This is a genomic window from Microbacterium sp. CIAB417, from assembly GCF_022788845.1.
Genome location: NZ_JAHZUT010000010.1, coordinates 65,149 through 86,424 on the forward strand (window position 1 = coordinate 65,149; position 21,276 = coordinate 86,424).

A 21,276-nucleotide genomic window follows, 5' to 3' on the forward strand; every position below is an offset into this window, starting at 1 on the left:
GGGCATCCGTCGCCGACGGGTGCCCCTTTTTCGTGCGCGGCTGTGCGCGGGTAGCGTGAACGCATGGTCTCCGCGCGCGAGCACATCGATCCCACGCCCTTCGTCGAGGCGAACCGCGCCAACTGGGATGAGCGCGCCGAACTCCACGCCGCCCGCGACGGATCCGGGTACGGGATCGAACGCTTCGTCGCCGACCGCGAGGCGCTCTCCGATGTCGTCCGCTTCGATCTGCCCCTGCTCGGCGACATCCGGGGCAAGCGCGCCGTGCACCTGCAGTGCCACATCGGCACCGACACGCTCTCCCTCGCGCGGCTCGGCGCGCACGTGACGGGGCTGGACTTCTCCGAGACGGCGATCGCCGAGGCCCGCAGGCTCGTCGCGGAGTCGGGCGACGATGTCGACTTCGTCCGCTCCGACGTGCGGGATGCGGCATCGGTCCTCGAGCCCGCATCCTTCGACCTCGTCTATACCGGCATCGGCGCACTGTGCTGGTTGCCCCGGGTCGACGAGTGGGCCCGGGTCGTCGCGACCCTGCTCGCCCCCGGCGGGTCGCTGTTCATCCGTGAGGGACACCCGATCCTGTGGTCGGTCAACGAGACTCTCGAAGACGACATCCACCTCCGCTTCTCCTACTTCGAGCCGGCCGAGCCCCTCGAATGGGACGACGACTCGACCTACGTGCCGACGACGCGTGCGCTGACGGCGACCAAGACCTACGAGTGGAACCACGCCCTGGGCGAGATCGCGACCGCGCTGCTGGATGCGGGCCTGCGCATCGACGCGCTCGTCGAGCACGACAGCGTGCCGTGGGAGGCGCTGCCCGGTCGCATGACGCACCGCGCCACCGACGGCGAGTGGGTGCTGACCGGCCGCTTCGCCGGCGTCATGCCGCTGACCTACACGATCCGGGCCACCAAGCCCGCCTGAGCCGCCGCTCCTGCACCGGGCTCCCGCCTCGGCGCACAATTCCGCCACATCCCGCCCGTTGCCGCCTCCCGCCCGCAACGGCCCGCGGTTCTGGCTGAGTTGTGCACGCCAGCCGGCGCCCGAACTCCTGCAATTCCGCCGAGGCGGTGGGCTCGGCGCCCGCAGTCCGCAGATGTGCAGGAGCTCGGGCCTTCCGAATCGAGATATATCGTGTTATCTTCACAACGCGATATATCTCGATAGACGAGGAGAACCGACATGGCACCGGAAAAGTGGCTGATCCACCCCGGCGAGACGCGCGTCATCGACCTGGACGACATCACGCACCTGAAGGTGGGCCTGGTCGGCGGTGAGATCGACATCGTCGCCCACGACGAACCCGGCGTGCGCATCGAGGTGCACGCGGTGACGACGAAGGATCTGCGCATCTCCGCCGAAGACGGCCGCATCGAGATCGACCACCCGCAACTGCGGTGGGACAACTTCCTCGAGGTGTTCCGCAACTTCGGCTCCGGCGGCCCCAAGGCCGAGATCAGCGTCGCGGTCCCCGCGGACATCGCCCTGACCCTCGGCGTCGTCAACGCCAGCGCTCTCGTCTCCGGCCTCGCCGCGGATGCGCGGGTCAACACCGTCTCCGGCGACGTGATCGTCGACGGCTTGAGCGGCGACCTCACCGTCAACGCCGTCTCGGGCGACGTGCAGAGCCGCGGACTCGACGGCGCACTGAACGCCAACAGCGTCTCGGGCGATGTGACGGCGACGGGACGCATCACGAAGGCGACGGTCGACACCGTCTCCGGCAGCATGATGATCGACGCGATCGGCCCGGTGCACCAGATCGGCCTCAACACCGTCGCCGGCAGCACCACCATCCGTCTGGATGCGGGCCTGCCCGCCAACTACGTGGTGCGCAGTGTCAGCGGCCGCGTGCAGATCGACGGGGTGCCGCACTCCGGCCGCGGCAACGGACCGACCACGAACTACTCCGGCTCGATCGGCGAGCTCAGCGGCAGCTTCGTGGATGTGCGGGCGAACTCGGTCTCGGGCGACATCACGGTGCTCCGCCGCCCCGTCGGGGAGGACGAGCAGTGATGGCGCCGGTCTTCTCCCACGGCGACCTGCGCCTGTACCTGCTCAGCCTCCTCGACGAGTCCCCTCGCCACGGCTACGACCTCATGCAGGCACTGGCCGACCGCACGGGCGGCACCTACACGCCGAGCGCCGGAACGATCTACCCGCGCCTCGCGAAGCTGGAGGAGGAGGGGCTGGTCACCAAGACCGTCGAGGGGCGCAAGACGATCTACGCGCTCACGGATGCGGGGCGCGCCGAGGTCGCGGCCCGCGCGGGCGAGCTCGAGGGCATCCAGTCCGACCTCGCGGACTCCGTGCGCCTGATCGCCCAGGAGGTGCGCGGCAGCGTACGCGAGGCGATGCGGAGCCTGCGCGCCGATCTCGCCGCGGCATCCAAAGCCGACCGGGAGGCCCCGACACCGCCGCGCGAGGACGACGAACGAAGCGCCACGCGCGAGCAGCTGCGACGTGCGGAGGCGGCCGTCACCGAGTTCCGCACGCAGGTGCGCGCCGACATGCGCACGCACGTGGCTCGCGGCGGTCAACTCTCCGCATCCGCCGTCGACGCCTTCATCGAGGCGATGGATGCGGCCGCGCGCGAACTCACCCGGGGACTGCGCGGCTAGGGACTACTCGACCCACGGATCGTCGGCATCGGCCAGGGGCTCCTCGAGAGGAACGACGAGCACCGGCCGGTGCTGACGATGGGCCAGGCGCGCGGCGACCGAACCGGTGAAGAACTCCCGCAGGGTCTCGCCGAATCCCCGCCGGCGCGTGCCGACCACGATCATCACCGCGTCCACTTGATCGGCGAGATCCTTCAGCGCCATGGCCGGGTCACCCACCAGCGAACGCATCGTCCACGTATCCGGCGCGAGGAGCTTCTCGGCTCGATCACGCACCGCATCCGCTTGCGCCTGCCCCGCCGCGAAGTTCAGATCGATCGGCGCGCTGTGTTCCACCCCGTCGGGATCGGCGTAGGTGACGAAGCGGGTCACGTCCACATACGCGACGACGAGATCGCGCCCGAAGAGCCGCGCATAGCGGGCGGCTTCGGTCCAGACCCGATCGGGAAGATCCGCCGTCGCTCCCAGCACGACCGGTCCCACAGCCTCTTCGCCCATGACTCCTCCGCGGGCGGCCGCGGGAGAGACCCGCGAACCACCGTGTTATTGTTGATGCTACTCTTCCCGGTTCAGAAACCGGACTACGCGGATGCGATGGGCGCCAGCTGAAGCCCTCGCCGTCAGAATATGAGGGGGTCTCGCATGGGGCGTGGCCGTCAGAAGGCGAAGCACACGAAGATCGCCCGTGAGCTGAAGTCATTCAGCCCGTCGGTGAACTACGCGGCGCTCGAGCGCGAACTCGGTCACCCGAGTGACGAGAACGAGTACGTCGACAAGTGGGCCGACCAGTACGAGGACGAAGACGAGGACGAAGACTCGCTCGAGGGCGCCCGGTAATCCACCGGAGCCCGCGCGGCGACACCTCGCCCGCTCGTCGTCACAGCCAGGCCGCACGGCGCACCGCTCCGGTGCCCGTGCGGCTGCTCTGTGAGATCAGGACGTCTGCGTGCCCTCGACCCAGGCGAGATACTCGTCGCTGACCGTTCCGGTCACATAACGGCCGTCGAAGCAGCTCATGTCGAGATCGGTGATGTCCGAGCCCTCGAGGATCGCCGCCTTCAGGTCGTCGATCTCCTGGTACACCATGTAGTCCGCACCGAGCTCCTCGGCGATCTCGGGGATCGTCCGGCCGTGCGCGACGAGCTCGTGCCGTGAGGGCATGTTGATGCCGTACACGTGCGGGAACCGCACGGGCGGCGCCGCGGAGGCGAACGTCACCGACAGCGCGCCCGCATCCCGCGCCATCTGGATGATCTCCTTGCTCGTCGTGCCGCGCACGATCGAGTCGTCGACCAGCAGCACGTTCTTGCCCTTGAACTCGCTCGGCATGGCGTTGAGCTTCTGGCGGACGCTCTTCTTGCGCACGGCCTGGCCGGGCATGATGAACGTCCGACCCACATAGCGGTTCTTGTAGAAGCCCTCGCGGTACTCGATGCCGAGCTTGCGGGCGACCTGCATCGCCGCGGGGCGCGAGGAATCCGGGATCGGCATGACCACGTCGATCGTGCCCTGCGGGGTGTACTTCGCGATCGTGTCGGCGAGGCGGTCGCCCATGCGCAGGCGCGTCTCGTACACCGAGATGCCGTTCATGACCGAGTCGGGACGCGCGAGGTACACGTACTCGAACGAGCACGGCGCGAGCGTCGTGTCGCTCGCGCACTGGCGCGCATGAAGCGTGCCATCGAGCGCGACGAACACGGCCTCGCCGGGAGCGACGTCGCGGACGACCTCGAAGCCGGCGTTGTCGAGCACGAGCGACTCGGAGGCCACCACCCACTCGTCGTGACCGTCCGGGTTGGAGCGGCGACCGAGGATCAGCGGACGGATGCCGAACGGATCCCGGAAGGCCAGCAGACCGTGACCGGCGATCAGGGCGATCGCGGCGTACGAGCCCTCGACACGCTCGTGCACCCGGGCCACGGCACGGAAGACCTGCTCGGCATCCAGCTCGAGACCGGGGATCTCCGCCTGCAGCTCACCGGCGAGCACGTTCACGAGCAGCTCGGTGTCGGAACTCGTGTTGAGGTGGCGACGGTCCTTGCGGAACAACTCTTCGGTGAGCTCCCGCGTGTTCGTCAGATTGCCGTTGTGCACCAGGACGATGCCGTACGGGGCGTTGACGTAGAAGGGCTGCGCCTCTTCCTCGTTGGACGCCGTGCCCTTCGTGGCGTAGCGCACGTGACCGAGCCCGATCTCACCCAGGAGGGCGCGCATGTCGCGGGTGCGGAACGCCTCGCGCACCTGACCCTTCGCCTTGGCGATGTGGAAGACACCCGACCCCTCGGCGGTCGCGATGCCGGTGGAGTCCTGTCCGCGGTGCTGCAGCAGCAGGAGGGAGTCGTAGATGTCCTGATTGATCGGGCCCTGCCCGACCATTCCGACGATGCCGCACATGAGGTGTTAGTTCGCTCCGTCTCGCGTGCCGTCGCCGTAGGCGCCCACCAGGCGCACCGCGCCGCCGTCGACGCCCTTGGCGCCCTCGATCCACTCGCCGTCGGCCCGGGAGCCCTCGCCCACCACGCCGACCTGCCAGGCGTCGATGCCGTACCGGGCGAGGACGGATGCGGCCGCATCCACGCGCTCGGCCGAGATCACCGCGAAGAAGCCGATGCCCAGGTTCCACGTGCCCTCGGTGGCGGTGAGCTCCAGGCCGCCGAGATCGGCGAGCACCCGGAACACGGACGCGGGCGACCACGTGGAGCGGTCGACCTCGACCCAGCTTCCGGGCGGGAGAACGCGGGCGAGGTTCGCGCCGATGCCGCCGCCGGTCACGTGGCTGAGGCTGTGCACGTCGCCACCGAGCTCGTTGATGAGCGCGAGGATCGGTGTCGTATAGAGCCGGGTGGGCTCGAGGAGTGCCTCACCCCACGTGCGGCCGAAGTCCGCGGCATGGTCGCCGTACTGCACGCCCGCCCGCGCCACGATATGGCGCACGAGGGAATAGCCGTTGGCGTGGAGCCCGCTCGAGGCCAGCGCAATCACGGCGTCGCCGGGGCGCACGCGGTCGGCACCCAGCACGCGGTCGGCCTCGACCACGCCGGTCGCGGCCCCCGCGACGTCGTAGTCGGCGACTCCGAGGAGCCCCGGATGCTCGGCCGTCTCGCCGCCCACGAGCGCGGTCCCTGTGGCCTCGCAGCCCTCGGCGATGCCGCGCACGATGGCGGCGATGCGCTCGGGGACGACCTTTCCGCACGCGATGTAGTCGGTCATGAACAGCGGTTTGGCGCCGACCACGACGATGTCGTCGACGACCATGCCGACCAGGTCCTGACCGATGGTGTCGTGCTTGTCGATCGCCTGCGCAATGGCGACCTTGGTGCCCACGCCGTCGGTGCTGGAGGCCAGCAGCGGCCGGCGGTAGCCGAGAAGAGCGGAGGCGTCGAACAGCCCTGCGAATCCACCGACGCCGCCCAGGACCTCGGGGCCTTGGGTGCGACGTACGGCCGACTTCATGAGTTCGACGGCCAGATCACCCGCGGCGGTGTCTACACCCGCGGCGGCATAGGGATCGGGAGCCACCCCTTCAGCCTACCCGGCCGAGCGCACCGTCGCTCCGCCGGGTCAGGCGGTGCGACATCCGCACGATCGGTGGGGCACACGCGCACGCACGAGGCGCATGAGGCGGCGAAGACACGACGGGCCGTGCATATGTCGCCGTACGATGCGGACGACATGCGCGCCGCGGCGGCAAACACCGTCTGCGAGGGCCGGGCGGCCCCTACAATGACGGCATGCCGAGCGCCGAGAGGCCGCAGTGGGTGGTCCGCGAAGACGCGGGACCGAGCGTGCTCGCCGCGCTCTATCTCCGGCAGATGCTCGGCATCCGCAGTCCCGAGGAACTGCCGGGGCTTCGCGGCGTCCCGACCGACGCGCCCGAGGCGGATGCGGTGCTGGAGCGGCAGTGGCGCGCGCTGTGGGCGATGACCGTGGAGCCGATGGCCCACCCCTCCGAGGTGCCGCTGGAGCTCGTCGCGGGCATGGACACGCTGCTCGCACTGCCCGCCGACGGTGCCGACGAGCTGCGTGCGGCGATCGTCCCGCACGCGGGTGCTGCGCTCGCGTTCGCCCGATCCGCCAGCGCGGTCCACACCGATCGCGTACGCGGCTCGTCCTACCGCGCCTACGCGAGCGCGATCGCGGTGCACGAGCGCAAGGTGGGTCGGCGCGCGCACTCGTTCGAGCTGAACGTGCAGGTGCTGCCGCTGGCCCAGCGCGGGCTCTGGTGGATCGGCTCTCTCACGATCGCCGTGACCGACGGGCTGCGCGGCGATGTGGTGGCCTTCGACGCGGCGATCCACCCGATCATCGCGGAACTGGCCTGAGCTCAGTCCTCGTCGAGTCGGACGTGGGCCACCTCGACCGAGACGTCGCGGGCGCGCCGCGCCATCGCCCGGTCGAAGAGGAGGGCGATGATGCCGCCAATCGCGAGGCCGACGACGGCGCAGACGAGGGCGAGGAATCCGAACACCTGCATCTGCGTGTACTGCACGCCCGCGGCGCTCGGTTCATCGGTGCCGTGGAACGCGAAGGTCAGGATCATCGCGACGAGCACGCCCACGGCCGCGCCCAGAACGAGGAAGACGCCGTACTTGGGCGCGCGACGCACCCGCAGGGTCTCGACGTGTTCATCGGTGACCGTGCGGGGGGTCTCGGGGTCCTGCGGCTCGGGGGCCATGGGTCCATTGTCGCATCCACCGCACGCACGCTCGTCAGAGCGGCTGGAGCGCGATGTCACGGCGCGGGGGCTCGGCGCGCCCGCGGACACGCCGAAGCGCCGGCCCCCAGGACCAGCGCTTCGGATTTCGGCGCCCCGCGGAAGCCGTTCGCGCGGGGCGCCGAGCCCGTCAGGCCCGCTGACGGCGACGCATGGCCGCCAGCAGCACGCCGCCGAACGCGATCACACCGATGCCGAACCAGAGCGCATCCGTCGGCGCAGCCGAGCCCGTGGACGCCAGCGCACTGTCGGTGGCGCTGTCGCACGGCACCTCGGCACCGAGCGGCAGCGAGAAGGTGACGGCATCCAGCGCCGTGCCCGCCTCATAGAAGCCGGCGAAGGCCTGCGCGCCCGCCGAGGTGAGCGTCGCCGACGCCCCGGAGAATGTCACACGGTTCGCTGACTCCTGCGCCTGAGGAAGGGACAGCGTCGCGAAGACGATGCCCGATGCGTTCGTGTCGGGCGAGCCGTTGAAGCCCTTCGACTGCACGTTCAGGATGAGCGAGGCGGAACTCGCGTTGTTGATCTGGATGCGGGGGTTGGACAGCGTCATGTCGAGCGCACCGCTGTGCCCCGTGTAGTGCACGGACCCGCCGAAGCTCACCCGTCCGCGGTCGGCCTCGGTGTTGAAGGCCCCCGAGCCCGTTCCCCAGCCGCCGTTGATCGCGCCGTTCGCGACCGAACCGGTGACGTAGGAGCGGAACGACTCCTTGACGCCCCAGTCGATGCTCGCGCCCGACACGGCGCGGGCGACGCAGACGGGAGCCGCGACCTGCTCGACTGCGGGGACGACGGTCGCCGCGGTGACGGAGAAGGGAGCGGATGCGACGACCGCACCGTTCACGCTGAGCTCGACCGTGTGCGCGCCCACCGGGAAGTCCGCGGGGACGTTCCAGCTGAACGTGACGGTGCCGCTGCCGCTCGCCGGCACCGTGCCGATGGTCACCGGCTCGGAGTGAGCGACGGCCGTCACGGCGTCGCCGGCCTGGAAGCCGCCTCCGGTGATCGTGAGCAGACCACCCTGCTGCGCGCTCGCGCCGACCGGGAAGCCGACGAAGGGAGCTACGGGCTGCGCGACGGCGACCGGCGTGAACGTGTCGAGCGAACGGTCGGTGACGGACAGGCCGTGTGCCGCGGAGGTGACGACCTGGTAGCTCTTCGATGCGTCGAGCGCCCCTGCGGGCACGGTCAGCGTCGTCGAGAACGCGCCGTCGACGATACCGGCCGACGGGACCCACGCCTGGGCGATCCAGCCCGCGGTGGGCAGCGGCGAGCCGCCGCTCCAGGCGGAGGTCTCACCCAGCAGGACGTACGCGCCATTCGCGGCGCCGGCTCCGACGAAGCCGGTACCGGTGACGGTCAGCACGTTCTGCACCGAGGGGTCCAGCGGCGTGCTCGGCGTCACCGTGACGGCGGGCTCGGTCTCCGGCTCGGGCTCGGGCTCGGGCTCCGGCTGCACCGCCGCGAAGGACACGACGGCCTTGGCGTCCTGCGTACGGTCGTTCATCGCGGTGTGGTTGGCGAGCGTGTACAGCGCGGTCGATCCGTCCTTCGGCTGCACCGTGAACGTGGTCGTGAAGGAGCCGTCCGGCTGGAAGGCGACCATCGTGGGAGTGGTCGGGTTGGAGGTGATCTGCTTCGCGCCGGTCGTGCACCGGTTCGCCGAGATGAATGTGAACGAGACCTCGCCCAGGGGCACATCGACACAAGACGTGAGGTAGATCGGCTGGTTCGGGTTGTAGCCGGTTCCCGTGACGGTGATCTCCTCGCCGGCGGGGTTCAGCCCGGTCGACTTCGAGAGCGTGAGGGTCGGGGTGCGCTCCGCGGGGGGCGCGGTGATCGACACCGTGATCGCGGTCGAGGTCGACGCCGCGTATGCCGACGTGTCGGCGGGCGTGAACGCCGCCTTCAGGGTGTGGTCGGCAATGCTCAGCGACGAGGTCCGCAGCACCGCGGTGCCCGAAGCCGCTGCGACGCTGCCCAGAGACGCGGCGCCGTCGAAGAACTCGACAGAGCCCGCCGCGGCGGGCGTGACCGTCGCGGTCAACGTCACCTCGGCTCCTGCCACGGCGGATGCGGGCGCGGCTGCGAGCGTGGTGGTGGTTGCCGTCGCGGGGAACAACGCCGTCCAGTCGATCGCGACGCCGGTGCGCGCGTACAGGTTGCTCGCACTCGGGTTCGAGCGGGAGGGCCAGGCGATCACGTCGTAGGACTTCGTGCGGTCGAGCGTCGCGGCAGACTGCTCGAGCGAGCCGGAAATGGCGCCGGAGGAGTCGGGGGAGACCGCGGCGGCGGGGATGCTGCCGCCGAGCTGGATGCTGCCGAGATCCGTGTCGGCGGGGATGAGTGCGATGTACAGGGACGGCTGAGACTGCCCCGGAAGGGGCGTGATGTTCTCGTAGCCGGCCCCCGTGACGGAGACGGTGACGGAAACGCCGGGGTCGACGGCAGCGGTCGCCGAGAGCGTGTAGCTGGCGGCCTGGGCGGGAACGGCGGCGCCGAAGACGGCGGCGGAGGCGACGAGGGCGGTCGCCACCGCGCTCGCGAGCAGGCGCCGCAGCGACGCTCGAGGTGATCTGTGCACGGGTAACTCCTTGCGGAAGGCGGGTCGGTGATCGCGGGGCGTAACCCATCTCGCGATCTGGAGTTAGCTTAGCCTTACCAAAGTCGAATCTGAGAATTCGATATGCGCCCGTTACGCGACGCGCCGCGGCAGGACGATCGGCCGGCCGGTGTCGGGGTCGGTCAGGATCCGCACCGGTGTCGCGTAGACGGACTCGACACGCTCGGCGGTGAGCACCTCCGCGGGGTCACCGAAGGCGGCGAGCGCTCCGTCGGCGACCATCGCCACGTCGTCCGCGTATGCAGCCGCGAGGGACAGATCGTGCAGCACCACGACGACCGCTCGCCCGTCGGCGGCGAGTCGGCGGGCGATGCGCAGCACATCCTCCTGATGTCGGAGATCCAGCGCCGCGGTCGGCTCGTCGAGGAGCACCACGGGAGTGTCCTGCGCGAGCACCCGCGCGAGCGAGGTGCGGGCCTTCTCTCCCCCCGAGAGCGACATGTACGTCCGGTCGGAGAGATGCGCGACATCGGCCGCCGCCATGGCGTCGGCGATGGCGACGTCGTCGCTTCCGTGACCCTCCCCGCGCCAGGGAGCGCGGCCCATCTCCACCACTTCGTACGCGGTGAAGGCGAAGGCCACGCGGTTCTCCTGCAGCAGCACCGACCGCATCCGCGCCAGTTCCGATGGCCGGAGGACTCCGATGGGTCGCCCGTCCAGGAGCACCTCGCCGGAGGCGGGTCGCACGTCGCCCGCCATGATCCCCATGAGACTGGACTTGCCGGCTCCGTTGGGGCCCACGAGCGCGACGACCCGGCCGAACCCGATGTCCAGGCTGATGTCGCGCAGGATATCGGCGCCGCCCAGACGCAGGCCGATCGTGTCGAGACGGATCGCCGGCGCGCTCATGCCCATCCTCCGCCACGCCGACGGCTGCGCCGGATGAGCCAGTAGAAGAAGGGTCCGCCGATGAGCGAGGTGAGGATCCCGATGGGCAGATCGGCCGCGGGCACGATCGTGCGGGCGAGCAGGTCGGCGTAGACGAGGAGCACGGCGCCGCCGAGCAGCGATGCGACCAGCAGCGGCCGATTGGCGGGGCCCAGCAGCATCCGCACGAGGTGGGGGACGACGAGCCCGACGAACGCGATGATCCCCACGAACGCGACGGCGACACCGGTCAAGGACGCCACCAGGACGATCGAGACGATCCGCAGCCGCTCCACGCGCACGCCGAGGTGCGCCGCCGTCCGTTCTCCGAGCGCCAGCAGGTCGTACCTCCGCGCCAGCGCCAGAGCGCCGACCGCGGAGAGCACGCCGACGACGGCCACGACGACGACCTCGTCCCAACGCGAGCCGTTCATGGACCCGAGCTGCCAGAAGACGATCTGTTCACGGGAGGCGGTGTCCCCGACGAACATGAACACGGCCAGGGCCGCCCCCGCGAACGCGTTCACGGCGATGCCCGTGAGGATCAGCGTGACCGACTCGGTGCGCCCCTGCGCCCGCGCGGTCGCGTAGACGATGCCTGTCGCGGCGAGACCGCCCAGGAAGGCGAACACCGCGGTCGTCCAGCCGCCGAAGGCGGCAAGGCCCAGTGTGATGGATGCGGCCGCGCCGACGGCGGCGCCCGAGGAGACGCCGACGACGCCGGGCTCGGCGAGCGGGTTTGCGAAGATCGACTGCATCACGGCACCCGCCATCGCGAGCAGGGCACCGACGAGCAGCGACATGACGACGCGGGGGAAGCGGATCTGCCACAGGGTCTGCTCGACGAGCGGATCGGTCGGAGCCCAGGGGTTCGCGACGCCGACCGCGTGCAGGAGTGATCCGCCGACCTCGGATGCGGGGATGGGCAGCTGCCCCACACCCGCGGACAGGAACACCCCGACCACGAGGAGGGCGCCGGCCGCACCGCCCACCAGCACTCGACGGGCCCTCATCGCTCGAGCACTCACGACGCGGCTGGCGCGTACACGGCGCGCGCCAGCGCCTCGAGCACCTCGGCCGAGCGGGGGCCGAACGAGAGGATCTGACCGTCGGCCATGTCGACGAAGCGGCGGTGAGCCCCGGCCGTCGTTATGGCGATCGCCGGCTTCGCGGCGAGCAGTCCGTCGACGCCTCCGACGGACTCGATACCGCCGGACATGACCAGGATGAGGTCGGGATTCGCCGCGACCATCGCCTCGTCGGTGAGCGGGCGCATCCCGTCCCATCCGAGCTCGTCGGCCACGTCGACGCCGCCCAGCGCCCGGATGAGCTCGTCGGCACCGGACTCCTCGCCGAACAGGTAGTAAACGCCGGCCGTTCCCCGCAGATAGAGGAAGACCATGCGCAGCCGATCTGCGTCGCTCGCAGGAGCGATCGCGGCGATGTCCGCTCGCGCGCGTTCCACCTCGTCGCCGATGCGCGTGGCCAGGGCCTCCCCCGCCGCGGGCGCGCCGAACACCGCTGCGACGTCGCGGGCCAGCTGCTGCGCACCGGCGAAGGATGCCTCGTTCTCGAGGAAGACGACGGGGATGCCGACATCCCTCAGCTGTTCGACCACGTCCCTCGGACCGATCGAGCCGTCCGTGATGACCAGCGTGGGGCGAAGCGCGATGACGGCCTCGGAGCTGACGGTGTGGCCGCCGGTTGTGATGACGGGCAGGTCCTCGACGCCCGGGAAGACGGTCGACACGTCACGTCCGACGAGGGAGTCGCCGAAGCCGAGTCCCCAGACGGTCGCCGCCAACGAACCGGCCAGGTCCATCGCGACGACGCGGGAGGTGTCTGCGACCGTCACCTCAGTCATTCCGCCGAGATCGTGGGAGAGTGCGGTCGTCGGCAGCGATTGCGCGGGCTCGGCGGCGACCGGGACGATCGCCGAGTCGGGCAGGACGGCGGTGGACGGACCCTCGTACGAGCGCGGATCCTGGAGCACATTCCACTCCGACATCGGCACGGCCTCGACGGACGGGACCTCCGCGGAGGACGACGGCGAGGGTGCAGCGCACCCGGCGAGCAAGGCCGCGGTGGCTGCAAGAGCGGCGAGGAGAGCGCGGCGCCTCACGACGCGTCCTCGCCTCGGCGGCGTCTCAGCCGGGCGATGATCACCGTCGCTGCGGCAGCCACTGCGGCGAACGCGGCACCGATACCCCACAGCCACACCGGGGCCGGCGTCTCGGCGGCGGCCGTCTCGGCGGCCGGAGTCGGCTCGGGCGCGGACGCCACGTCGGGATCGGGGGCGGGATCGACGCAGGCGAACGTCACGTCGAAGGAGATCGGATCGAATGCCGTCCCCGTCTCGTAGTTGCCGAACTGCGCGTAGCCGTCCGCGGTGACGGCCGTGGGGACCTCCGTCGCGGAGATCCCGGTGTCGGTCGTCGTGGACGCCGCGGCTGCGAGGTCGAGTGCAACGAAGTCGACCTGAGCGGCGGAGTGGACCCGGTCGGTCGCCCCGGCCAGTGCGTCCTCCATCGAGAGCCCGCTCACGTCGAGCAGGAGGTGCGCGCCCGAGGAGTCGATGACGAGGGTGGGCTGGGCGATCGTGGTGTCGAGCAGCCCGTTGTGCCCGGTGAAGCGGACACCGCCGCCGAAGGACACCGACCCCTCGCCCGTCGCGGGATCCACGCTGCCGCCGGTGGCGGGCCAGCTGAAGACCGGCGTGGTGTAGGACGCACCGTCGACGGGCTCCCACGACCCCTTCGCGATCGTGCCCGAGATGTAGGAACGGAACGACTCCTTGAAGCCCCAGGTCAGCGAACCGCCGGTCACCGCGCACGTCTCGTCGACCGCTGCGGCAGACCGCTCCGTGCCGAGAGCGGGCGTGGGCAGTGCAAGCAGTGCGGCGGACAGCGCGATCGCGGACACAGCGGAACGAAAGAGCATGGCGGGACCATTCCGTTGACGAATGAGGTAAGGCTTGCCTACCCTATCGGATGGTCGCGGACCGCCCGGGAGACGTTACGGGCGCAACGGGAGCAGATCAGAGACGTCCGACCGGGTGCCCGACGCGCGGATGCGGCCGGCGGTCGCCGCATCCGCCCACGATTGAGTCCCGGTCGCGAGGGCGATCCACGTCCGCGCGTCTGTCTCCACGACATTCGGCGGCGTGCCTCGCGTGTGACGCGGCCCCTCGATGATCTGGACCGCGCCGAAGGGGGGAACGCGCACCTCGACCGTGTGGCCGGGTGCCTTCTCCGCGAGCAGTTGCAGGAGGTACCGCACGGCCGTCGCGAGGTCGGCGCGCGCGGGCTGTTCGGCCGCCGCCACCGCGGCGAGCGCGGCGCGGCCGGCGTCGGTGGTGATGCGCGGCATGACGCCACGCTACCCCGGCACCCGCGAGCCGCTCTCGGTAGGGTGGGCGCGTGAAGATCCTCGTTCTCGGCTCGGGCGCGCGCGAGCACGCCATCATCCTCGCGCTCGCTTCCGAACAGGCGCGCCACGAGATCCTCGCGGCGCCGGGCAATGCCGGAATCGCGCGCGACGCCACGATCGCGCGCGTCGCCGATGGAGGAGTGCTGAACCCCGAGGACCCCGCCGCCGTCACCGAGTATGCCAACGCCCACGCGATCGATCTCGTGGTCATCGGCCCGGAGGCCCCTCTCGTCGCCGGCGTCGCCGACGCCCTCCGCGAGCACGGCATCCCCGTGTTCGGCCCCGGCCGGGCCGCGGCACAGCTCGAGGGCTCGAAGACCTTCGCGAAGCGGATCATGGATGCCGCGGGTGTTCCCACCGGCCGCGCGGTCCGCGCTCAGACGATCGACGAGGTGCGGGCAGCGCTCGACGAGCTCGGCGCCCCGCACGTCGTCAAAGCGGACGGGCTCGCCGCCGGCAAGGGCGTGATCGTCACCGAGGACCGCGATGCGGCGCTCGCTCACGCCGCGGAGTTCCTCCCGACCGGCGCCGTGCTCGTGGAGGAGTTCCTCGCGGGCCCCGAGGTCTCCCTCTTCTTCCTCAGCGACGGCGACACCGTGCGCCCGCTCAGCCCGGCGCAGGACTTCAAGCGGCTGGGCGACGGCGACAGCGGCCCGAACACGGGCGGCATGGGCGCCTACTCGCCGCTCCCCTGGCTCGCCGAGAGCTTCGGCGACGAGCGCTCGTTCGTCGATCTCGTGACCGAGACCGTCGCCCTTCCCGTCATCCGCGAGCTCGACCGCGAGGGCACACCCTTCATCGGCCTCCTGTACGCGGGCCTCATCCTCACCGACTCCGGCGTCAAGGTCATCGAGTTCAACGCCCGCTTCGGCGACCCGGAGACGCAGGTCGTGCTGCCGCGCCTGGTCACCCCCCTCTCGCGGCTGCTCCTGTCGGCGGCGTCCGGCACGCTCGAAGACGAGCCGCGTCCGGAGTTCTCCGATGCGGCGGCGGTGACGGTGGTGCTCGCGAGCGAGGGGTACCCGGTGGCGCCCGTCACGGGCCGCGCCATCGAGGGGCTGGATGCGGCCGCATCCGTCGAGGGAGTGCACATCGCCCACGCCGCCACGCGCGACGAGGACGGCGAACTCGTCGCGACGGGCGGGCGCGTGCTGAACGTGGTGGCCGTGGCCGACGACTTCGCCACCGCCCGCGATCGCGCCTACCGCGCGCTCGCACAGGTCGAGCTGGCGGGCGGGCAGTACCGCACCGACATCGCGGCCCGCGTCGCCGGCTGACACACCGCGCCCTCGTATCCACCCCGGCGCGGCCCGAACTCCTGCACAATCGCGCCACGCAGGCGCGTGAGCCCGGTTCAGGCCGGATCTGCAGGAGTTCAGGCGCCCGCGGCGCGGGTCACTGCACGCGCGCCTGCACCCAGCCGGCGCTCGTTCCGCCGGTGGTGACGAGAACCTGCACGGGGCCTTCCGCGTCGACCTGCTGATGATCCTGCATCTGGAGGGTGTCGTCGCAGGCGAACGAGCCGGAGGCGATCGCACGGCGCTCCTGATCGACGGCGGAGGTCATCACCTCGTAGCTGATGTCGCCGCCCGTGCACCACGCGTCGATGCGGAGGATCTGGCCCGGCGAGACGACCGCCGGGCCCGTGATCGAGGCGTTCGCGGCGGCGTCGCCATCCGGGTCGAATCTCGTGAGCGCCACCTGGGCGGGGTCGTCGGCGTCGGGCTCGAGCGGCGCCGGGGGCGGGGTGGTCTGCTCACCGGAGGGCGCGGACGGCGTGACGGAGACGGTCGGTGCGCTGTCGTCGGACCCCGCCGTGCACCCGGCGACACCGAGAGCGGCGAGGACCACACCACCGAGAAGCAGGGGACGGATGCGGCTGCTCATGCCTTCCACGGTAGGAAGCGCCCGCCGCGGGTGCCCAACCCGTTGATCCGGGGCCGTTCTCCGCCTACGGTGGGCGCCCTCATCCGGCCCGAACTCCTGCAGAACCGGCGCACCGCGGCCCGGAAGCCCGTGATGGCCTCTATCTGCAGGAGTTCGGACCTACGCTCAGCGGCGCACGAGCTCCTTCGGACGCCGCATGAACAGCACCGCGACCAGGCCCACGACGATGATCCCGGCCGGCAGCAGCGTGGCCTGCGCCATGGCGGTGGAGAAGCCGGCGATCACCGGCTCCGGGAGGGTGCCGGCGCCGAAGCCGGATGCGGCATCTGCCGCACCCGGGAGGTTGGCCTCGAGGCGGGCCTGCATGACCGCCGCGATCGCCGCCGAGCCGATGACCGAGCCGACGACGCGCGTCGTGTTGTAGATGCCGGCGCCCGCACCCGCCTGGCGCGGCGGAAGTCCGCGCGTGGCGGTCGTGGCCAGCGGCCCCCACATCCCGGCGTTGCCGATTCCCTGCAGAGCGGAGGGGAGCAGGAAGAGCCAGATCGGCGTCGAGGGGTCGCCGATGAGGATCGAGTTAAAGACGAGCGAGCCGCCGACCAGGACGAGCCCCGGCACGAGGATGACCCGGGGGTCGACCCGGTCGAGGAGACGGCCGGCCAGGGGTGCAAGCACACCCGAGAGCACGGCCATGGGGATCATCAGCAACGCGGCCTCGGTCGGCGTGAGCCCCCGAGCCAGCTGCAGCGCGAACATGAACGGGACCGACATGGCCGTCACCGCGAAGCCCACCGCCGCGATGCCCGCGTTCGCCGCCGAGAAGTTGCGGTCGCGGAACAGGTCCAACGGCACGAGCGGTTCGCTGCGGGTGCGCCCCTGCGTCCAGATGAAGATCGCGAGCACGACGACACCGACGGCGATCATGAGCCACACCCACGGCGCCCAGTCGAAGTGCTCGCCCTCCTGCAGACCGAACACGATGAGGAACAGCGCGAGGGCGGAGAGGAAGACGCCGACCATGTCGAAGCGGTGACGGTGCGTCTCGAGCTGCGGCACCAGGATCCACGCGAGGACCAGTCCGATGATGCCCACGGGCACGTTGATGAAGAAGATCCACTCCCAGCCGAGGCCGTCCACGAGCAGTCCGCCGGCGAGGGGGCCGACGAGCATCGCCACACCGGCGGTCGCACCCCACAGGCCCATGGCGGCGCCACGCTGCGAGGGCGGGAAGGTGCGTGTGATCACCGCCATCGTCTGCGGCGTGACGAGCGCGGCGCCGATTCCCTGCACGGCGCGCATCGCGACGAGCATGCCGAGACTGGACGAGAGCCCGCATCCGAGCGATGCGAGCGTGAACAGCGCGAGGCCGATGAGGTAGATGTTCTTGGGCCCGAACCGGTCACCGAGACGGCCCGTGATCAGCAGCGGCACGGCGTAGGCGAGCAGGTAGGCGCTTGTCACCCACACGACGTTGTCGAGATTGTTCGTGTTCGGATCCAGCGCGGCCTTGATCGCGGGGTTGGCGACCGAGACGATCGTGGTGTCGACCAGGATCATGAAGAACCCGATGACGAGGGCCCAGAGGGCCGGCCACGGGCTGCGGGCGGGTGTGTTGGCGGTGGCGGTGGTGGGAGCGCTCATTCGCGAGCAGCCTTTCTCTGAGTGAGGTACCGGTCGCTGGTGCGGTCGTGCGCATCCGGCCCCCAGGCGAAGCTCGGGTCGCCGAGGCGCCCGAGGAAAGCGTCGAGCCAGGCCAGGTCGGCCTCGGCGAGTGCACGGGATCGATCGACCTCGATGAGGTACTGCTCGGACACTCCTCCCGGGCGGGCCTTGTTCAGCCCCGCGACGAGGTCGGCGATCTGCTCCGTCAGCGCGTCGCGGCGCACGGCGAGCAGCGCCGCGACGTCGTCACGGTCGAGGTTGTGGGCCTCGGCGAGCGCGACACGGAACTCGACCGGACGGTCGATGCGCACGAGCTCGGCGCGGATCCACTCGTCCAACGACGCCAGCCCGGCATCCGTCAGCGCGTACGTCGTGCGCTCGGGACGATTACCTTCGCGCTCGGTGCCCGCCTCCGCGACGAGTCCGGCCTTCTCCAGCCGGGCGACGGTGTGGTAGACCGTGCCGCCGGTGACGTTCAGGATGCGGTCGTCGTGGCGCAGTCTCATGAGCCGCAGCATCTCGTAGGGATGCATGGGGTCTTCGCGCAGCAGCGCGAGCACCATGATCCCCAACGGGGTGATCCGAGCCGTCATCCGATACTCCATCTCGATTAGTCCACATGGACTATACACCCGCGGCGTACCCTTCGGGCATGCCGGATGCCGAGCGCGAAGCCGCCCGCCGACGCGGTCACGAGATCTTCGATCCGATCGTCGAGCCGCTGCTCGAGATGCCCGACGTGGATGTGGGCAGGATGTTCGGCTCCGAGGGCATCCGCATCCGGGGCAAGGTCTTCGCCTTCCTCGGCTTCGACGGCACCCTCATGGCCAAACTGCCCACGGCACGCATCGATGAGCTCGTCGAGGCGCGCACCGCCCGGCGCATGATCATGAAGGGGCGCCCCCTGCGGGAGTGGGTCGAGGTCGGCACCGATCGGGCCGAGGCGTGGCCCGGGGTCATCCGCGACGCCTACACCTTCCTCGACGAGATCACGCCCTGACGAACGCGACGGGCGTACGCCGCCCGCACGGGATAATGGGCGGGTGAACGACCCTGCGCTCCTCGACGGCTGGCGGCACGTGTACTCCGGGAAGGTCCGGGACCTCTACGTTCCCGATGACACCCCCGAAGGCGCTTCCGGCGAGCGCATGCTCGTCGTCGCGAGCGACCGCGTGAGCTCCTTCGACCACGTGCTCGAGCCCGGCATCCCCGACAAGGGCGTGCTGCTGACGACGCTGAGCCTCTGGTGGTTCGACCGCCTCGCCGGCGGAGACGGCGGCCGCCGCATCCCGAACCACCTCGTCGCGGACCACGTTCTCGGCTCCGATGACAGCGCGCATGAGCTCATCCCGGATGCGGTCGCCGGCCGCGCCATGCTCGTGCGCGCGCTCGACATGCAGCCCATCGAGTGCGTCGTGCGCGGCTACCTCACCGGATCCGGCTGGCTCGAGTACCAGAGCACGGGGACGGTCTGCGGCATCCCGATCGCACCGGGTCTCGCCGACGGCGACCGCCTGCCGGAGCCGATCTTCACGCCGGCGTACAAGGCGCCGATGGGCGAGCACGACGAGAACATCTCGTTCGAGCGCACCGCCCAGATTGTGGGGAGCGAGATGGCCGAGCGCCTGCGCGAGCTCTCGCTGGAGATCTACGCGCGCGCCGCCGCCACCGCGGAGGAGCGCGGGCTGATCCTCGCGGACACGAAGTTCGAGTTCGGTCTCGACGAGCACGGCGTGCTCACCCTCGCGGACGAGGTCCTGACCCCCGACTCGTCGCGGTACTGGGATGCGGATGCGTGGCGCACCGGCGCGACCCCCGCCGAGCGGATGGCGAGCTTCGACAAGCAGATCGTGCGCAACTGGCTCGCCGCCGCGTGGGTTCCCCGCGAGGGCGAGCCGCCGAGGTTGCCCGACGAGATCGCGGCGCAGACCTCCGCGCGCTATGCCGAGCTGCTGCGCCGACTGACCACCGTCTGACCACCACCCATCCGCGTCGCCATGCGGGCCTGCGGCCACCACCGCTGCCCCCGTCGGCACGCCAGACTTGCCACGAGACTGCACTTTCGCCACGAGATCACGGGTAGTACCCGTGATCTCGTGCGGGAGATGCAGTCTCGCGGGATGAACCGCCCCGGAAAGGACCACCCATGCCCCTGTGGAAGATCCACGGAAACGGCCGCACCGTCGCCCCGGGCGACGTCGTCGCCCCCGACGAACGCCTGAACTGGCCCGCGACGATCGCGATCGGCGCCCAGCACGTGATCGCCATGTTCGGCGCCACGTTCCTCGTGCCGATCCTGACCGGCTTCCCGGTCGCCACGACCCTGCTGTTCTCCGGCATCGGCACGCTGCTGTTCCTCGTGGTCACGAAGAACAAGCTCCCGAGCTACCTGGGCTCCTCGTTCGCCTTCATCGCGCCCGTGACGGCGGCGACCGCATCCGCCGGCATGGGATCCGCGCTCGCGGGCATCGTCGCCGTGGGTGTGCTGCTGGCCATCATCGGCGTCGTCGTGCAGTTGGCGGGCCTCGGCTGGGTCGACAAGCTCATGCCCCCGGTCGTGGCCGGCGCCATCGTCGCGCTGATCGGCTTCAACCTGGCCCCCGCCGCGTGGAACAACTTCCAGCAGGCGCCCGTGATCGCCTCGATCACGCTGGCCGCCGTCATCCTGTTCAGCGTGCTCTTCCGCGGCTTCCTCGGCCGGATCTCGATCTTCCTCGGGGTCGTCGTCGGCTACATCGCCGCCGCGATCTCGGGCGAGCTCGACTTCAGCAGCGTCGCGGATGCGGCCTGGATCGGCCTGCCCACCTTCCACATCGCCGATTTCGGCAGCCCGGGCACGTGGAGCGCGATCGCGATGTTCCTGCCCGTCGTGCTCGTGCTGGTGGCGGAGAACGTCGGCCACGTGCGCGGTGTCGCCACGATGACGGATGCGTCCGTCAACCGCTCCACCGGCCGCGCCCTCATCGCCGACGGCGCCGCGACCACCGTCGCCGGGTTCTTCGGCGGCTCGGGCACCACGACCTACGGCGAGAACATCGGCGTGATGGCCGCGACCCGCGTGTACTCGACGGCCGCGTACTGGGTCGCCGGCGTGGTGGCGATCCTGCTGAGCCTCTCCCCCAAGATCGGCGCCGTCATCAACTCCGTACCGGCGGGCGTGCTGGGCGGTGTGACGACCGCGCTCTACGGTCTGATCGGCATCATCGGCATCAAGATCTGGGTGGACAACCGCGTGGACTTCTCCCGCCCGGTGAACCAGTACACCGCCGCCGTGGCCCTCGTCATGGCGATCGCCGGCTTCTCGATGTCGTGGGGCGACTTCCAGCTGGGCGCGATCGTGGTCGCCACCGCCGCGGCCCTGGTGATCTATCACCTCGGCAACGCCATCGCGCGCTGGCGCAAGACGGGCGCCGACGATGGCGGCCCCATCCCTGCGGTCGGCCCGCTGGGCGGCGACCCCGAGTGAGGCG

22 protein-coding genes are annotated in these 21,276 nt (G+C 70.6%); 9 read left to right on the forward strand and 13 right to left on the reverse strand.

Annotated features, from left to right (window positions below; translation table 11 throughout):
* Nucleotides 1-63 precede the first annotated feature (63 nt).
* The 3 genes from KYX17_RS27710 (at nt 64) to KYX17_RS27720 (ending at nt 2,624) form a co-directional block, all read left to right on the forward strand.
* Nucleotides 64-927 (forward strand): bifunctional 2-polyprenyl-6-hydroxyphenol methylase/3-demethylubiquinol 3-O-methyltransferase UbiG, encoded by an 864-nt coding sequence (locus KYX17_RS27710; protein WP_243232096.1) that lies wholly within the window; start codon nt 64-66, stop codon nt 925-927.
* A gap of 258 nt (nt 928-1,185) precedes the next feature.
* The gene (locus tag KYX17_RS27715; protein WP_243232098.1) at nt 1,186-2,019 is read left to right on the forward strand and encodes a DUF4097 family beta strand repeat-containing protein; all 834 of its coding nucleotides are present in this window, start codon (nt 1,186-1,188) and stop codon (nt 2,017-2,019) included.
* On the forward strand, nt 2,019-2,624 hold the full coding sequence (locus KYX17_RS27720) for a PadR family transcriptional regulator (RefSeq protein WP_243232100.1): 606 nt from the start codon (nt 2,019-2,021) through the stop codon (nt 2,622-2,624). Before KYX17_RS27715 ends, KYX17_RS27720 begins: the two co-directional genes overlap by 1 nt.
* Nucleotides 2,625-2,627: 3 nt before the next feature.
* On the opposite strand, the gene KYX17_RS27725 is transcribed toward KYX17_RS27720, so the two are convergent.
* A complete protein-coding gene (locus KYX17_RS27725) occupies nt 2,628-3,122 on the reverse strand; it encodes a universal stress protein (RefSeq protein WP_243232102.1) in 495 nt (164 codons plus the stop codon).
* A gap of 144 nt (nt 3,123-3,266) precedes the next feature.
* On the opposite strand from KYX17_RS27725, the gene KYX17_RS27730 reads away from it, so the two are divergent.
* Nucleotides 3,267-3,461, forward strand: coding sequence for a DUF3073 domain-containing protein (locus tag KYX17_RS27730; RefSeq protein WP_137418327.1), 195 nt, complete (start codon nt 3,267-3,269; stop codon nt 3,459-3,461).
* Between the two features lie 96 nt (nt 3,462-3,557).
* Here KYX17_RS27730 and purF read toward each other — a convergent pair whose 3' ends face one another.
* Nucleotides 3,558-5,018, reverse strand: coding sequence for an amidophosphoribosyltransferase (gene purF / locus KYX17_RS27735; protein ID WP_243232104.1), 1,461 nt, complete (start codon nt 5,016-5,018; stop codon nt 3,558-3,560).
* Between the two features lie 6 nt (nt 5,019-5,024).
* Nucleotides 5,025-6,143, reverse strand: coding sequence for a phosphoribosylformylglycinamidine cyclo-ligase (gene purM / locus KYX17_RS27740; RefSeq protein ID WP_308220969.1), 1,119 nt, complete (start codon nt 6,141-6,143; stop codon nt 5,025-5,027).
* Between the two features lie 212 nt (nt 6,144-6,355).
* Here purM and KYX17_RS27745 point away from each other — a divergent pair, with 212 nt between their 5' ends.
* The gene (locus KYX17_RS27745; protein WP_243232106.1) at nt 6,356-6,946 is read left to right on the forward strand and encodes a zinc-binding alcohol dehydrogenase; all 591 of its coding nucleotides are present in this window, start codon (nt 6,356-6,358) and stop codon (nt 6,944-6,946) included.
* A gap of 2 nt (nt 6,947-6,948) precedes the next feature.
* Here the strand turns inward: KYX17_RS27745 and KYX17_RS27750 are convergent, their stop codons facing one another.
* The 7 genes from KYX17_RS27750 to KYX17_RS27780 form a co-directional block, all read right to left on the reverse strand.
* Nucleotides 6,949-7,299 (reverse strand): potassium transporter Trk, encoded by a 351-nt coding sequence (locus KYX17_RS27750; RefSeq protein ID WP_243232108.1) that lies wholly within the window; start codon nt 7,297-7,299, stop codon nt 6,949-6,951.
* Between the two features lie 169 nt (nt 7,300-7,468).
* Nucleotides 7,469-9,922, reverse strand: a complete 2,454-nt coding sequence (locus tag KYX17_RS27755) for an HtaA domain-containing protein (RefSeq protein ID WP_243232110.1) — start codon at nt 9,920-9,922, stop codon at nt 7,469-7,471.
* A gap of 111 nt (nt 9,923-10,033) precedes the next feature.
* A complete protein-coding gene (locus tag KYX17_RS27760; protein ID WP_243232112.1) occupies nt 10,034-10,810 on the reverse strand; it encodes a heme ABC transporter ATP-binding protein in 777 nt (258 codons plus the stop codon).
* Complete coding sequence (locus KYX17_RS27765; protein WP_243232114.1) at nt 10,807-11,841, reverse strand: iron ABC transporter permease; 1,035 nt, start codon at nt 11,839-11,841, stop codon at nt 10,807-10,809. The genes KYX17_RS27760 and KYX17_RS27765 overlap by 4 nt, the downstream gene beginning before the upstream one ends.
* Before the next feature lie 11 nt (nt 11,842-11,852).
* The gene (locus KYX17_RS27770) at nt 11,853-12,836 is read right to left on the reverse strand and encodes a hemin ABC transporter substrate-binding protein (protein WP_243232116.1); all 984 of its coding nucleotides are present in this window, start codon (nt 12,834-12,836) and stop codon (nt 11,853-11,855) included.
* A gap of 110 nt (nt 12,837-12,946) precedes the next feature.
* The gene (locus KYX17_RS27775) at nt 12,947-13,768 is read right to left on the reverse strand and encodes an HtaA domain-containing protein (protein ID WP_243232118.1); all 822 of its coding nucleotides are present in this window, start codon (nt 13,766-13,768) and stop codon (nt 12,947-12,949) included.
* A 75-nt stretch (nt 13,769-13,843) separates the two neighbouring features.
* Nucleotides 13,844-14,197 carry a sterol carrier family protein gene (locus tag KYX17_RS27780; protein ID WP_243232119.1) on the reverse strand — a complete coding sequence of 118 codons (354 nt, stop codon included), beginning with the start codon at nt 14,195-14,197 and terminating at the stop codon, nt 13,844-13,846.
* Between the two features lie 50 nt (nt 14,198-14,247).
* Between KYX17_RS27780 and purD the strand changes: the two genes are divergently transcribed.
* Complete coding sequence (purD, locus tag KYX17_RS27785) at nt 14,248-15,534, forward strand: phosphoribosylamine--glycine ligase (protein ID WP_243232120.1); 1,287 nt, start codon at nt 14,248-14,250, stop codon at nt 15,532-15,534.
* 118 nt (nt 15,535-15,652) lie between these two features.
* On the opposite strand, the gene KYX17_RS27790 is transcribed toward purD, so the two are convergent.
* The 3 genes from KYX17_RS27790 to KYX17_RS27800 form a co-directional block, all read right to left on the reverse strand.
* The gene (locus KYX17_RS27790; RefSeq protein WP_243232121.1) at nt 15,653-16,144 is read right to left on the reverse strand and encodes a hypothetical protein; all 492 of its coding nucleotides are present in this window, start codon (nt 16,142-16,144) and stop codon (nt 15,653-15,655) included.
* A 165-nt stretch (nt 16,145-16,309) separates the two neighbouring features.
* Nucleotides 16,310-17,785 (reverse strand): DHA2 family efflux MFS transporter permease subunit, encoded by a 1,476-nt coding sequence (locus tag KYX17_RS27795; RefSeq protein ID WP_243232127.1) that lies wholly within the window; start codon nt 17,783-17,785, stop codon nt 16,310-16,312.
* Nucleotides 17,782-18,399 (reverse strand): PadR family transcriptional regulator, encoded by a 618-nt coding sequence (locus KYX17_RS27800; RefSeq protein WP_243232129.1) that lies wholly within the window; start codon nt 18,397-18,399, stop codon nt 17,782-17,784. The genes KYX17_RS27795 and KYX17_RS27800 overlap by 4 nt, the downstream gene beginning before the upstream one ends.
* A 59-nt stretch (nt 18,400-18,458) precedes the next feature.
* On the opposite strand from KYX17_RS27800, the gene KYX17_RS27805 reads away from it, so the two are divergent.
* From KYX17_RS27805 to KYX17_RS27815, 3 genes are all read left to right on the forward strand, one after another.
* Nucleotides 18,459-18,806, forward strand: a complete 348-nt coding sequence (locus KYX17_RS27805) for a TfoX/Sxy family protein (RefSeq protein WP_243232130.1) — start codon at nt 18,459-18,461, stop codon at nt 18,804-18,806.
* A gap of 43 nt (nt 18,807-18,849) precedes the next feature.
* The gene (locus KYX17_RS27810) at nt 18,850-19,782 is read left to right on the forward strand and encodes a phosphoribosylaminoimidazolesuccinocarboxamide synthase (RefSeq protein ID WP_243232131.1); all 933 of its coding nucleotides are present in this window, start codon (nt 18,850-18,852) and stop codon (nt 19,780-19,782) included.
* Between the two features lie 170 nt (nt 19,783-19,952).
* Entirely contained in the window at nt 19,953-21,272 is a 1,320-nt protein-coding gene (locus KYX17_RS27815; RefSeq protein WP_243232133.1) for a uracil-xanthine permease family protein, read from the forward strand.
* The last annotated feature ends 4 nt before the right edge of the window (nt 21,273-21,276 follow it).

What these genes read in the sequence shown, in the direction of transcription:
- KYX17_RS27720 (WP_243232100.1), top strand. Translation starts at nt 2,019, where the DNA reads ATGGCGCCGGTCTTCTCCCACGGCGACCTGCGCCTGTACCTGCTCAGC.
- KYX17_RS27765 (WP_243232114.1), bottom strand. Translation starts at nt 11,841, where the DNA reads ATGAGGGCCCGTCGAGTGCTGGTGGGCGGTGCGGCCGGCGCCCTCCTC.
- KYX17_RS27780 (WP_243232119.1), bottom strand. Translation starts at nt 14,197, where the DNA reads ATGCCGCGCATCACCACCGACGCCGGCCGCGCCGCGCTCGCCGCGGTG.
- purF (WP_243232104.1), bottom strand. Translation starts at nt 5,018, where the DNA reads ATGTGCGGCATCGTCGGAATGGTCGGGCAGGGCCCGATCAATCAGGAC.
- KYX17_RS27790 (WP_243232121.1), bottom strand. Translation starts at nt 16,144, where the DNA reads ATGAGCAGCCGCATCCGTCCCCTGCTTCTCGGTGGTGTGGTCCTCGCC.
- KYX17_RS27760 (WP_243232112.1), bottom strand. Translation starts at nt 10,810, where the DNA reads ATGAGCGCGCCGGCGATCCGTCTCGACACGATCGGCCTGCGTCTGGGC.
- KYX17_RS27795 (WP_243232127.1), bottom strand. Translation starts at nt 17,785, where the DNA reads ATGAGCGCTCCCACCACCGCCACCGCCAACACACCCGCCCGCAGCCCG.
- KYX17_RS27770 (WP_243232116.1), bottom strand. Translation starts at nt 12,836, where the DNA reads ATGTCGGAGTGGAATGTGCTCCAGGATCCGCGCTCGTACGAGGGTCCG.
- KYX17_RS27745 (WP_243232106.1), top strand. Translation starts at nt 6,356, where the DNA reads ATGCCGAGCGCCGAGAGGCCGCAGTGGGTGGTCCGCGAAGACGCGGGA.
- KYX17_RS27800 (WP_243232129.1), bottom strand. Translation starts at nt 18,399, where the DNA reads ATGACGGCTCGGATCACCCCGTTGGGGATCATGGTGCTCGCGCTGCTG.
- KYX17_RS27715 (WP_243232098.1), top strand. Translation starts at nt 1,186, where the DNA reads ATGGCACCGGAAAAGTGGCTGATCCACCCCGGCGAGACGCGCGTCATC.
- KYX17_RS27775 (WP_243232118.1), bottom strand. Translation starts at nt 13,768, where the DNA reads ATGCTCTTTCGTTCCGCTGTGTCCGCGATCGCGCTGTCCGCCGCACTG.
- KYX17_RS27815 (WP_243232133.1), top strand. Translation starts at nt 19,953, where the DNA reads ATGCCCCTGTGGAAGATCCACGGAAACGGCCGCACCGTCGCCCCGGGC.
- KYX17_RS27725 (WP_243232102.1), bottom strand. Translation starts at nt 3,122, where the DNA reads ATGGGCGAAGAGGCTGTGGGACCGGTCGTGCTGGGAGCGACGGCGGAT.
- KYX17_RS27730 (WP_137418327.1), top strand. Translation starts at nt 3,267, where the DNA reads ATGGGGCGTGGCCGTCAGAAGGCGAAGCACACGAAGATCGCCCGTGAG.
- KYX17_RS27805 (WP_243232130.1), top strand. Translation starts at nt 18,459, where the DNA reads ATGCCGGATGCCGAGCGCGAAGCCGCCCGCCGACGCGGTCACGAGATC.
- KYX17_RS27750 (WP_243232108.1), bottom strand. Translation starts at nt 7,299, where the DNA reads ATGGCCCCCGAGCCGCAGGACCCCGAGACCCCCCGCACGGTCACCGAT.
- KYX17_RS27710 (WP_243232096.1), top strand. Translation starts at nt 64, where the DNA reads ATGGTCTCCGCGCGCGAGCACATCGATCCCACGCCCTTCGTCGAGGCG.